Annotated in this window: 8 protein-coding genes; 4 read left to right on the top strand and 4 right to left on the bottom strand. The window is 23.9% G+C overall.

The genetic code is table 11. The features are described 5' to 3' along the window. Positions 1 to 473: 473 nt before the first annotated feature. Together oadA and MarbSA_RS07985 are read right to left on the bottom strand one after the other, a co-directional pair. Positions 474 to 2,192: a sodium-extruding oxaloacetate decarboxylase subunit alpha gene (oadA, locus tag MarbSA_RS07990; protein WP_221061356.1), complete on the bottom strand. Its 1,719-nt coding sequence runs from the start codon at positions 2,190 to 2,192 to the stop codon at positions 474 to 476. Positions 2,193 to 3,026: 834 nt separating this feature from the next. Next, entirely contained in the window at positions 3,027 to 4,121 is a 1,095-nt protein-coding gene (locus MarbSA_RS07985; RefSeq protein WP_221061355.1) for an inositol-3-phosphate synthase, read from the bottom strand. Between the two features lie 903 nt (positions 4,122 to 5,024). Between MarbSA_RS07985 and MarbSA_RS07980 the strand changes: the two genes are divergently transcribed. Together MarbSA_RS07980 and MarbSA_RS07975 are read left to right on the top strand one after the other, a co-directional pair. Next, complete coding sequence (locus MarbSA_RS07980) at positions 5,025 to 6,431, top strand: glycosyltransferase family protein (RefSeq protein ID WP_221061354.1); 1,407 nt, start codon at positions 5,025 to 5,027, stop codon at positions 6,429 to 6,431. A gap of 146 nt (positions 6,432 to 6,577) precedes the next feature. Then, entirely contained in the window at positions 6,578 to 7,432 is an 855-nt protein-coding gene (locus MarbSA_RS07975; protein WP_054835878.1) for a UbiA family prenyltransferase, read from the top strand. Between the two features lie 54 nt (positions 7,433 to 7,486). Here the strand turns inward: MarbSA_RS07975 and MarbSA_RS07970 are convergent, their stop codons facing one another. Then, complete coding sequence (locus tag MarbSA_RS07970; RefSeq protein WP_221061353.1) at positions 7,487 to 9,475, bottom strand: glycosyltransferase family 39 protein; 1,989 nt, start codon at positions 9,473 to 9,475, stop codon at positions 7,487 to 7,489. Positions 9,476 to 9,860: 385 nt separating this feature from the next. Here MarbSA_RS07970 and MarbSA_RS07965 point away from each other — a divergent pair, with 385 nt between their 5' ends. After that, positions 9,861 to 12,020: a glycosyltransferase family 39 protein gene (locus MarbSA_RS07965; RefSeq protein WP_221061352.1), complete on the top strand. Its 2,160-nt coding sequence runs from the start codon at positions 9,861 to 9,863 to the stop codon at positions 12,018 to 12,020. A 162-nt stretch (positions 12,021 to 12,182) separates the two neighbouring features. After that, positions 12,183 to 13,370: a glycosyltransferase gene (locus MarbSA_RS07960; protein ID WP_221061351.1), complete on the top strand. Its 1,188-nt coding sequence runs from the start codon at positions 12,183 to 12,185 to the stop codon at positions 13,368 to 13,370. Between the two features lie 10 nt (positions 13,371 to 13,380). Here the strand turns inward: MarbSA_RS07960 and MarbSA_RS07955 are convergent, their stop codons facing one another. Continuing rightward, positions 13,381 to 13,725 carry a hypothetical protein gene (locus tag MarbSA_RS07955; protein ID WP_042703130.1) on the bottom strand — a complete coding sequence of 115 codons (345 nt, stop codon included), beginning with the start codon at positions 13,723 to 13,725 and terminating at the stop codon, positions 13,381 to 13,383. Between the last annotated feature and the right edge of the window lie 37 nt (positions 13,726 to 13,762).

Here is a 13,762-nt window from a genome sequence, read left to right as displayed (position 1 = left end):
TACAATATAATAATTATATATTTAAATTATATTTATATAATTAAATTATATTCCTATATTTAAATTATATCTAAATTATATTAAAATACATATAAAATATAAAAAATACCTCTTAAAAATATTTTTCTAAATAATAGTGCTTATAATACTATTCAATAATAAATTTAAGAATATATTATGAGTTATACTATAAATAATATCTAAAATTTAAAATAGAAATTTTACAATACCTTAATATTTAGTATTTCACTAATTATTTTTAGTATGTTACAAATTATAATATTATACTTTATATTTTTTCATATATAATACTTTATAAATAATATAACTTTAAAAGCATCAAATAAAATAAAAAAAAGAAAATTCAAAATAATAAAAAGAAAATTCAGAATAATTATAAGAATTATAAAAATACTCATAAAATAGAAATAAAAAATCAATAGTAAAAGATTGAAGATAAATTATAAAAATACTTAACTAATTATCATTAACGTATCTCCAGCATTTACAGCATCACCCTCAGCTACAAATATTTCTTCAACAATACCATCTTCCTCTGCTTGGATATCGTTTTCCATTTTCATAGCTTCAATAACTGCCAAAATATCTCCTTTTTTGACTTTATCTCCTTCATTAACTTTAAGTTTTAGAATCATTCCTTGCATTGTAGAAGTTAAGCCTCCTTCAACAGGACTAGAAAGAGTTGAAGGGTCTACTTCACCAATTTCCATAAAACCAGTTGGCATTATCCTAACATCAAAAATATCTCCATCTACTTCAACATTATATTCAGTAGGAATAGCAAATTCTGATTCTTCCATGTTTTGTATTTTTTTAGGTTCAATTTTTTCCTCTTCAGCTTCTCCTCTTAAAAATTTAGTAGCTACTTGAGGATAAAGTGCTAAAGTTAAAACATCCTCTTCTTTTTTAATTAAACCCTCTTTTTCTCCTTCTTGTTTGTAATAATCATATTGTGGTTCAAGATCATCAGCTGGGCGATGTGTTATAGGTTTTTCATCTCCAATTATTTTTTTAGCTATTTTAGGATTAACTGGAGCCGGAGGTTGACCATATTTTCCTCTCATATACTCTTTGACCTCATTAGAGACTAATTTATATCTTTTACCACCAAGAACATTCATAACAGCTTGTATACCTACAATCTGACTAGTTGGAGTGACAAGAGGAGGATAGCCCATATCTTTTCTAACTCTTGGCATTTCATCAAGTACATCTTGATATCTATCTAATGCATTTTGCTCTTTTAGCTGTGAAACTAAGTTAGAAAGCATACCTCCAGGTATCTGATAAATAAGAACGTCAGTGTCAATTTTTTCAGTAATCGGATCAAGAAGAGAAGCGTATTTTTCTTTAATATTCTCAAAATACCTTTTAATATGATTCAATCTCTTAAGATCCAGTTTAGTATCATATTCAGTATCTTGTAATGCTGCAACAATACTTTCAGTCGGAGGTTGGGATGTTCCCCAAGATAAAGGAGAAATAGCAGTGTCTAATATATCTACTCCAGCTTCACAAGCAACATAATAACTGATTGGAGTCATTCCACTAGTACAATGGCAATGTAAGTTAACCAAAAGATCAGTTTCCTCTTTCAGCCTGGTTACAAGCTCATGAATATTTTTTGGACTTATCAATCCAGCCATATCTTTTATAGCTATTGAATCACATTCTAATGCTTCTAAATCTTTTGCAAGATCTATAAAATTATCAAGAGTATGTACTGGACTTGTAGTATAACTTAAAGTTCCTTGAACATGAGCACCCTGTTTTTTAGCTGTTTTAATTGCTGTTTCCATATTTTCTATATCATTAAGAGCATCGAAAACACGAAAAACATCAACACCATTCGTATAAGCCTTTTCTACAAATTTTTCTACAATATCATCTGGATAATGTTTATAACCTACTAAATTTTGACCTCTGATCAACATTTGAATAGGTGTCTTAGTGATCTTTTCTTTAAGTAATCTAAGACGTTCCCAAGGATCTTCATTTAAATAACGAATACAGGTATCAAAAGTAGCTCCTCCCCATGCTTCAATTGAGAAAAAACCCACTTTATCCATTTCTTCAGCAATTGGAACCATATCCCTAGTTCTCATCCGAGTAGCTAACAGAGACTGATGAGCATCTCTTAGGGCAGTTTCTGTAATTTTTGTAGTTTTCATAATATTTACCTTCCTTACAATCAGTTTTATACCATTAAAGATAATTTAAACAATGATTTTCATTTTTAAACAGCAAAATTTCATTTAAACCTAAAATTCCAATAAAACAACAAAATTTTATTTTAAAGCATAAAATTTAGATAAAACAGTGAATTTTATTTAAACTGTAAAATTTATCAATGAATAATAAGTATGAAAATCAAAAGTAATTTTCATAGATAATTTTTATAATATAATAATATATTGTTAAAAGTACTAATAATATTTATCTATTTTTATTTTTATATTATTTATTAAATTTTTATATTATTTTCAAATATTCATAATTATTTCTAATATTTACTAAAAGACTAATATTTAAACTAATATTTAATAAAAGTAATAATAATTTGAAAAATAATTTGAAATAATAATACTATTTAATCAAAATATTAACATAATAATTAGAATATTAAGATGAATAATAATTAAAATAGTAATGTAAATAATTAATTAGAATAGTAACATATAACCAAAATAGTATTATGTATATTAGAATATTACTATACTAATGAGAATAATAATAAATTAATTGAAAATGATAAAAATAAGATATAATGAAAAAATAATAAAAGAATATTTAAAATAATTAGAAATACCTAGAAGTATCTAGAAATAATATGAATATCTGGAAATATTTAATGATATTTAAAAATATCTAGGAATATTATGAGTAAATCGGAATATAGAAATACTTATAAATATTAGAAATACTTATGAATATTAGAAATACTTATGAATATTTGAAAATATTATAAATACTAGAAACATTGAAAAAAAAAGTAAAAAGATTTTTTATCTTTCTAATGTCCCATCAATAAAATCATTGACCTTTTTATAAGCTTCATCATCAGTAAACTGTTCTGGAGGATGTTTCATTGTATAAGAAGATATAGAAGTAAGTTTACCTCCAATTCCCCGACCAATAGCTAGCTTACAACACCTAATTGCATCAATTACACAGCCTGCAGAATTTGGAGAATCTTCAACACTTAACCTTAATTCAATGTTCATTGGAACATCACCAAAGGTTTTTCCTTCCATTCTAAGGAAACAAAGTTTATTATCTTTTTGCCAAGGCACATAATCACTTGGACCAATATGTATATCATGAGGATCCATTCTATCAGTAAGTACTGACTGAACAGCCTCTGTTTTTGATTCTTTTTTAGAATCTAACCTTTCTCTACTGAGCATATTAATAAAGTCAGTATTTCCACCAGTATTAATCTGATAAGTATGATCTAATTTTACTCCTCTTTCTTCAAAGAGATTAGCTAAAGTTCTGTGAGTAATAGTTGCCCCTATTTGAGCTTTTATATCATCACCAACTGCAGGAATTCCTTTTTTTCTGAATTTAGCTTCCCATTCATTATCACTTACAATAAAAACAGGCATACAATTAATAAAAGCAACACCCGCATCTAAAGCACATTGAGCATAAAACCTAGCTGCTTTTTCTGAACCTACAGGAAGATAGTTCAAAAGAATTTCCGCACCAGAATCTTTTAAAACCTCTACAATATCTGAAGACTCTTCATCAGAAACAATGAATGTGTATTCGTCTTCAAAATCTTCCATATGTGGAGCCACACCATCTAAAACATTCCCCATAGATACTTTTACACTACTTTTAGGAATATTCTCTTGAAATATAGTAGTACAGTTTGGTTTTGCGAAAATAGCTTCATCAATTGTTTTTCCTACTTTCCTCTTATCTACATCAAATGCAGCTACCACTTCAATATCTGATGGTTCATAATCCCCAATTTTCCAATGCATCAAACCAATAGCATCTTTTTCATCTTTATTTTCATAATAATGAATTCCTTGAATAAGAGAACTAGCACAATTTCCCATACCTACAATAGCTATTTTTATTTTATCCAAATCGAACACCCTTTTGTAACCCTTTTTGTATAAATATTATTGAATATTTAGTGTTTAATTAACTTTAATTAACATTTCTAGTAAATTAATTTTGTAAATCAACATATAAGTATTATAAATCAATTATAAGAATTATTAAAAAAATTAAAACATAGTAATAACAGAAATGCAATGTAATAATAATAGAAATTATTATCCATCCAAAATTGTAAGTTTATAAAATTAAATTTTATAAATATGCCAAATTATACATAATAAAAATTATAAATAATATTCTATATGAATAATATCCTATGAATAATACTCCCCATCATGAATAATATTACTATTGTCTAATCTTATAATCATATTACTATATGTCTTTTATATCATTTAAATATAATTGATAGAATATCTTTTCATATATCTTTTTATACATTCTTAAAAAATATATTAACCGAATATTAAATATATTATTATAAATATCTTCTATTATTATAAATATTTTATATTATTAAATATCTTATATTATTAATAATCATATTTTATTAAATTAATATCATATTATAAGACTATGTTATTATAAGTTAACATTTTATTAGATTAAATATTCAATTAGACTCATTAGACTTTATTAAATTAATATTATGTTAATCATGATGTTTTATTAAAATTAGCATTTATTAACTATAAATAGTAATTATAACAAAAACAATATAATTATAATAAAAATAGTGTAATCATAATGAAAATATTAACAATTAATTATATAATTCTAATTAGCAAAACAATTACTTATTTATGGAATCTTTAATGTTTTATTGAATATTTATTGTTATTAAACTTAATATTTTAAATTATTTTAATATTTTAGATTATATTATTAATAAAATTTATTCTAAAATTAAATTATCAGGTGTATAAATGAAAAAGGTTCTTTTAATAGCCTTCTATTTTAATCAAACTAATGCAATTGCATCAAAACGTTTAAGAGGTATAGCAAAGTACCTGCCACAATTCGGATGGGAACCTATAGTAATAGTACCTAAATCAAATATTAATTATGGAAATTCTTTTGAAAACTCCTTTGAAAGCTCTCTTAAAAATTCTTTTAAAAACTCAAATTTTAAAGTTATTGAAACCGATTATGAATATATGACCGATAGATGGTTTAATAAATTTAAAAATAAAAAGAATACAAAAAATGATACAAAACTCAAATCAAAAAATGAAATAGAAGAAGTAAATGAAAATAATATTAATGATAAAAACAAAATTATTTCAAAAAATAATCCAGAAGAAACTTCAAAACTTGCTTCAAAAACTACTTCAAAAGCTATTTCAAAAGCTATTTCAATTGCAGGTGAAATATTTGCATATCCCGATGGAATGAAATACTGGTATGAACCTGCTATAAAAGTTTCAAAAGAAGCAATTGAAGTTAATAATATTGAAGCAATAATCAGCTCTTCATGGCCAGTGACTTCCCATATAATAGCTAAAGACCTGAAAAAAAAATATAACCTTAAGTGGATTGCTGATTTAAGAGATTTATGGAATTTAAACCCTTATGTTAAACATACATTTATAAGAAATTATTTTGAGAAAAAATTAGAGATTGAAACACTTGAATATGCAGATGTTTTAACCACAACAACAGAATTAGCTTCAAAAAAGCTTAAAGAATTACATCCTCAAAAAAAGATTTGCACGATTATGAGTGGATATGATATTGAAGACATTACTAATAATAACACTCCCAAAAATCAGGAAAAGCTAAATTTTACATATGCTGGTTCTCTTTATGGGGGTAAAAGAGATCCAAAGCTATTATTTAAAGGAATAAGTGAACTTATACGAGAAAATAAGATTAATCCATTGTTATTATCCTTAGATTTTTATGGAGATAACTTTGGGCTTAAAGAAACAGCTGAAAAATATGGAATTGAAGATTTAGTAAATATTCATGGAACAATATCTCATGAAGAAGTATTAAAAAAGCAAAAAGAATCACAAGCACTGCTTTTATTATCTTGGAATAACAAGAAAGAAGAAATATTTTTACCTGGAAAAATTTACGAATATTTAGCTGCAAAAAGACCAATTCTGTCAATTGGATACAAAAAAGGATCTCTTAAAGATTTAATTGAAAAAACAGAGATTGGATATCATGTTTCAACATTAGACGAAACAAAAAATATCATTACGAAATTTTACAATAATTTTAATGAAAGCAAAATTTTAAGGTATAATGGAAATAGTGAAGTAAATAAGTATTCTATAATATCTACAGCTCAAAAGTTTGGAAGTATATTAGACTCAATTAAGTAATGATGATCAAATAATAATAAAATTAGTAATAATATAAAATAGAAATAGTAATAATAATTAAAATAAAAATAAATAAAGAATATAATTATAAAAATAAAAAATTTACAATTATAAATAAAGAGAATTTATATAATAGGTGTAGTTTTATGAATGCATATCTTGAAATAATTCGCCCAGGAAATGCTGTGATGGGAGTAATAGCAGTTGTCTTAATGGCAATCATAGGGGAAAATTATAATCTCCCAATAATATTAGGAGGAATAGCTGTTTTTCTAGCTATGGGAGGAGGTAATGTTATAAATGATTATTTTGATCATAAAATAGATGCTATCAACAAACCAAATCGCCCAATACCTTCAGGCAGGATTTCTCTTAAAAATGCTAAGCTATATGCATACTTATTGTTTTTATTATCAATAATAATGGGATTTGTAATAAGTTACCTAGTAAATAGCTTAATACCTGGAATTATTGTAATAATATCATCATTGCTTATGTATTATTATGCATATACCTTGAAAAAAATTGCTATAATTGGGAATATGAGTATATCTATTTTAACAGGTCTTTGTTTTATCTTTGGAGGATTTATAATAGGTCTAGAAACAATTACAACAAATATAATTATAATTTCATTGTATTTAGGATTTTTTGCATTTATTATGACTATGGCAAGAGAGATTACAAAAGATATGGAAGATATTGAAGGAGATAAAGCAGAAAAAGCAAGAACATTTCCAATATTGTATGGAATGAAAAAATCTTCCTATTTAGCTGGATTTTTAATGATTTTAGCTAGTATTTTAAGCCCTATTTTATATTTCAATGGAATTTTTAGTATTTATTACATATTAATCCTATTTTTTGCTATAATAACCTTTTTTTATGGAGCATATACCATATTAAAAGATCAAACAACCAAAAATGCTAAAAAAGCTTCTAAATTAGTTAAAATTGGTATGATGATTGCATTTATCTCGTTTGCAATAGGATCATTTTAGTAAAAACTTTAAAATAAAAATCACAAGTTATTATAAAAATTACCATTTGTTTCTTTATCTACTATTTCTTTGATAAATAATAACTTCACCAAATTTTTTAACTGGTGAAAAACCTGGAATATTAGTTTCGGGACTTATTGATATGAAATAAGTCGTATTATTCCCAATCATCATCTCAGACAGTTTATTAGGAGAATATTTCCAATTAACATAGAAAACTTCTTGTTTTAAATACCAAGTGAATGTTGGACCTCTTTCTGACCAAATTATTTCATTTTGATAATCTGGAATGTGAATTTTAATCCACTCAACAGCTTCTCGTTCATTATGAACTAAAGGATCATGTTTATTCATATCTAAATAAGTAAATGAAGATATTATAAATAGGATTATTAAAGCTATTGGTACTAAATTCTTTATTAGATTTTTATTAACATTAATGTTAGTGCTAGTATTAATATTAATATTATTGTTAGTATTAATACTAATATTAATATTATTATTTTTATTATTAGTACTATTATTTTCAATATGGTTATTATTTTCAGAATTATAATTATTAATATTATTGTTAGTATTATTATTTTTATTATTAATATTATTATTAATATTATTATTACTATTAAAATTCATTTTATTTAATATATTGGATATATTTATAGAATCAAAAGAATTTAATATTAGATTTAAAGCTAAAACGGATATAAACACAAATCCTGGGGCCATAGTTGTAAAATATCTATCTGCTTTAACAAGGTGAGCTGAAAAAAATATTAAATATGAAAAAAACCATGCAAACATCAATAAATCAAAGCTAAATTTATCATATTTCTGCTCTGAATCAATGTTTTTTATGTTTATAATCTTATTTACTATGTAAGATAAAGTGAATGCAGATATAAAGAAAATCAATTCACTATAAACAAAAGATATTTTACTGGCTGTTAAAAATGAAAGAAAAATGATTATTATATTAACAATGAACAGAATATAAAGGAGCTTGTTTGAAATTTTAATGTTTAAAAGTTTAATGTTTAAAAATTCAAATTTACCATTATTAAACCTATTAGAATCATCATATCTACTTTTTAAAAATTTAGCTGACTTATAAATCCCAATAATAATACCTATTAAAGTAATTATTATTACAACATAGGCTAAAATTTCATTTATACTATAAATAAATCTAGGCATATTTGTAAAATAGAAAAATAAATCATTTCCAACCTTTAAAGTAGAAGTAGTAGTAGCAGTAGTAATAGAACCAGTAGTATGTGAAGCTATATTTTGAGCTTGGTTTAAAAAACCAAAAGGTATATTGTTAATTAAGAAGTAAGCTAAAAAAGGGATGGTTGTTATAAACCCTAAAAATATTCCTAAAACTCCATTTTTCCAATATTTTTTAATGTTTAAAATAATATTGGGTTTAGATAATATATATAAAACCATGAGAGGAATAGCTAACCCTGCTGTGTATTTTGCAAAAAAACCTAATACAGCTAAGGGAAATGCTAAATATAAATATTTTTGGTTCTTTTCAATTCCCAAAACAAAAAAATATATTGATAGTATAGTTATTGAAATACTTGGAATATCAATAGTTCCATTAGCTACCCACAACATGTTGATTGAAATCCCTGCATAGATAATAGATCCTAAAACTGCCATTAGATTTCTAAATCTTAATCTTAAAAGAGAAAAAAATCCCAATACTCCGAGAATATAAAAAATTCCAGTTACTGCAAATATGCTTGTTTCACTAACAAATCCTAATTTAAACAATAATGAAGTTAAAAATGGTATTAGTGGAGATAAATAATTGACGTATTCGTATCCTCCAATTGAATATCCTGAAAATCTAAGAGCCTCAATTAAGTAAAAATAAACATCTCTATAAGAAGTTCCTAAAATCTCTTGAGAAGTATTAATCCATATTAAAAGTATAGTAAGGATAGAAGAAAATATTAGTATAAATAAAAATGAAAGTTTAATTTCATTTGATTTAAAAAAGTTAATTAATGAATTAATTTTTGTGACTTTCAATTGTTTTCCTCCATACTACAGCTGAATACATTAATAGGTTAATTTTAGATAATATTAAATTTAAATACAACATATCTAAATATTTATATAAATGTTTAGTAATTTTAAATGTTTAATAATATCAATATTAGGATATTAGTTATATTAATAGTTAATATATGTTATTAAATAATAGTGCTAATAATGATATTGAATAATTAGTACTAAATGATAGTAATATCTAATAATAATATTATATCGAATAATGATATTAATATAAATAGTTTATATAATATAAAACTGTGTTAAATTAGACACATTTAAATCAATGAAAAAACAATTTGATTAAAGAACATTCTATTACTCATAGTAATTTGATAATTCTTCTAAATTGGAGCTTGTATAAATGTCTGAAAATAATATTCCTGAAAATAATATTATTAATAAAATAAACAAAAATAAAATATATAAATACAAAATATATAAGCATAAAATAGATATACTGTTTATACTAATAATAGCTATTTTCACATCATCGTTAGTTTATTTATTAATAAATGCAAACGATCAGCTTGGAATATATTGTTCTGATGTATTTATTTACTTAACAAACTCATTAAACCTTGCAGGATACCCACTTGGTAAAACATCAAACTTATACTTATCTCCAGTAATATGTGTCATAACCTCTTTGATATTTAAATTAGGATACATTGATCAAATAGCTATATTCACAGTAACTGGTATATTTTTTCCAATATCTAGTATAGGAACATATTTATTATTCAAACTAAAATTAAATAGGATTACTAGTTTGTTTGGAGCCATATTATTTTCAAGCTTTTCATTAAATATACTATGGACAGCCAATGGAACAATGGATATACCAGCAATAGCTATATCAATATGGGTTATATATTTCACAATATTGGCAGTTAACAAAAATCCAAAATATTTTTTATTAGCATTCCCACTTTTTGTGATTGGTTTTTTCACACGTTATACTGTGGGTTTCATATTGCCATTAATGTTTCTGTATATCTTGTTTGAAATAGATATAATTGGGAAAATAAGTGTTTTAAGGTATAAAAACTTTAAAAATTTTAAAAAATCTATTTTAGTCTCTTTAAAAAAACTAATTAAATCAAATAGTTTTAAATATTTTTTAGTTGGAATATTAATAGCATTAGCTATATTTTCTTTGTTTTTAGTTTTTTTAACTAATAAAGGTACAGATTTAACTTTTATAACCCAAACACAAAATGTTGTTTCTGGAGATAAAGGTTCTTTCATCGATCCTGGTTTTAAACCTGAACCTTATTTTTATATAGAAAATTTAGGGAATTTTATATCATCAAATAGTGTAGAATTTCATGATTTAATCCCTGTTATTAAAAATCCCGGAATACTCTCCTATTTCGTGCTAGTTCTAATATCAGGAGGAGCTCTAATATATACTCTAGAATTAGTATTTAGGAGTATTAGAAATCACAGAAATAAAAACAATGATAATAATATAAACGATTATGAGAATAAAAATAATTATGAAAACAAAATCAAAAAATATTCTAATAAAGCCATTTATTTGAAAGTTTTATTAGCTATTATTATTACCATCACAATAATTTTTACATATAAACAGGTTTCTTCAATTATAAGTGAAATTTTATTCTTGATTAATATTTTGTTAATATTTAACATATTAAATTATATATTAAGTTCAAATAATCTAAATAACCTAAATAATTCAAATTCAGAAGATTATAATAATTCAAATAATTCTATTAAACCAATTAAAGATCTAAATTTCAACTTATTGATGATATCTTGGTTTTTTATATATCTAATATTCTTTAGCTTTAGTGATGTTAAAGTAGATAGATATTTTATAACAGTAATGCCTGTCATTGCATATTTTGGAGCATACTGTCTTGATTTTCTAAGTTCAAAGTTTATTAAATTTTTAAAAAGCTATAAAAATAAAAAACAACTTGGAAAAGCTTTTTCAATTAAAAATAATAAAGATAATAATTCTGAAAATAATAACCCTATTGAAAATAATATTAATAATAATAGTAATAAAAATAGTAATAATAATAAGAATAGTAATAATAGCACTAAGAAGAGTAATAATACTAAGAATAATAACAGTACTAAAAATAGTAATAGTATTAACAATAATTATGATAACAGTGATAAAGATTTAGTTCAAAGTTTAATAGCTATTATCCTTATATTAGTTTTTATTGTTTCTGCATTTTCTAGTGTTGGAATAATACCCTCCAAAAACAAAGATATTGACGGCCCTATAATAATTTCAGATTGGCTTAAAAACTATGACCCTAATTATGACAGCAAGGTTATTTGGACTTATAATACAAGATATTACACATGGTATTTGATGATGAATGTAGGGGCAGCATATGAGAAGGATATCCCAAAACTAGAAAAAAATAACGTGACTTATTATATTTCTAGAAATATATCTAAAGAAAATTATACAATTGAAAATTATACTATAATCAAAAAATACAATAATATTAATCTTTATAAAAGGAACACATAACCATAACCATAAAAAAATAATTCATGCAAAAAATAATAGACTATAATTAAAAAATAATAAGTATTATTGGTATTAATTAGAAAATAATAGATTATTATTATAAAACAATAATTAAGATAATTTAAATAAGATTATAATAATTTAAAAAATAATAGGTAAACAATGAAAATTTTACATATAGTACCAACATATTATCCTTGTTTAGAAGCTGGAGGAGTAGTTAATGCAGTTTATAAACTTAGTAAAAAACAAGCAGAAGAAGGAAATGATGTTTCTGTTTTTACAACTGATAGTTGTATTGAACGTATGAAGCTTGATAAGAGATATAATGTTGATATTGAAGGAGTTAAAGTTTATTACTTTAGAAATTTATCAAATTCACTTAAAACAAAATTTTTAATCGATACCCCATACCATTTACCTTTAAAGATAAGAAAAGAGATAAAAAAGTATGATATCGTCCATATACATGAACATAGACATTCTTTAGCTATTGCAGCTAGTCATTATGCTTCTAAAAATAATATACCCTATGTAATTCAAGCTCATGGATCAGTACTTCCTTTTTTCCAAAAAGAGAAACTTAAAGAAATTTTTGACAAATTATGGGGATTTAAAATTCTTAAGAATGCTTCTAAGGTTTTTGCACTAACCAATGTTGAAAAAGAACAATATTTAAAAATGGGAGTAGAAGAAGAAAGAATAGAAATTGTCCCATTGGGTATTGATATTGAAGAATATAGTAAATTACCATCAAAAGGTAATTTTAGAGAAAAATACAATATTAGTGAAAATGATAAATTACTTTTATTTATTGGTAGGATTCACAAAATAAAAGGATTAGACCTACTTGTAAACTCACTTGATGTTTTAAATAGAGAATATATAAAAAAAAATGTTGAAAATTTAAAATTAGCTATTATTGGTCCAGATAATGGGTTTTTAGCTGAATTGAAAAAAGTAATAGCTGATCTTGATCTAGAAGAAAATATAATTATAACAGGTCCTTTATTTAATAAAGATAAAATAGAGGCTATTGTTGACTGCGATATATTTATAATGCCTTCACAATATGAATCATTTACAACAAGTGGTTTAGAAGCTATGGCTTGTGGAAAACCATTAATTTTAACTAAAAATAATCATATTCACACATGGGTAGATAATAATACTGGTTTATCAGCTGAATATGATAAGAATGATCTTGCAGATAAAATCCAAAAACTACTGGCTGATGAAAAATTAATGGAAAAATTTGGAAAAAATGGATTAAAAGAAATAAAAGAGAATTATAATTGGGATTCAATTGAAAAAAAAATAGATTTGATTTATAGAGAATTGATAGAATAAAAATAATTATCTAATTATTTAAGATTCCTATCAAATCCTTTGAATTATTTGTTATGTTTTCAACATCAGTCTTGATGTTTTCAGCTGTTTTATTTAGCTCATCTAATTGTTTATCAATAGAATTGATTTGATTTTGAATATTAGTGTATTCAGCACTTCCAGGTTCATATTTTTTTAATTCTTCAGTTAAATTTGACTTTTCATCTAATAAAGAAGTTATATTATTTTTAGTTTGATTGATTGAATCAATTGTTTCTTGAGCAGGATTTAAATAAGACATCAAAGTACCTGCAGCAAAAATTCCTACAATTGCAACAACTATTATAACAACAAATAGTATTAAATATTTAAACATAGTATTACACCGAGCATAGCTATATTAAATCTAGCAT

The sequence above is a fragment of the Methanobrevibacter arboriphilus genome (assembly GCF_019669925.1).
GTDB lineage: Archaea > Methanobacteriota > Methanobacteria > Methanobacteriales > Methanobacteriaceae > Methanobinarius > Methanobinarius arboriphilus_A.
This window is presented reverse-complemented; position numbering and strand designations above follow the sequence as displayed.

Bases quoted from the DNA above. Each gene is read 5' to 3' on its own strand.
- MarbSA_RS07965 (WP_221061352.1), top strand. From the start codon at position 9,861: ATGTCTGAAAATAATATTCCTGAAAATAATATTATTAATAAAATAAAC.
- MarbSA_RS07975 (WP_054835878.1), top strand. From the start codon at position 6,578: ATGAATGCATATCTTGAAATAATTCGCCCAGGAAATGCTGTGATGGGA.
- oadA (WP_221061356.1), bottom strand. From the start codon at position 2,192: ATGAAAACTACAAAAATTACAGAAACTGCCCTAAGAGATGCTCATCAG.
- MarbSA_RS07980 (WP_221061354.1), top strand. From the start codon at position 5,025: ATGAAAAAGGTTCTTTTAATAGCCTTCTATTTTAATCAAACTAATGCA.
- MarbSA_RS07960 (WP_221061351.1), top strand. From the start codon at position 12,183: ATGAAAATTTTACATATAGTACCAACATATTATCCTTGTTTAGAAGCT.
- MarbSA_RS07955 (WP_042703130.1), bottom strand. From the start codon at position 13,725: ATGTTTAAATATTTAATACTATTTGTTGTTATAATAGTTGTTGCAATT.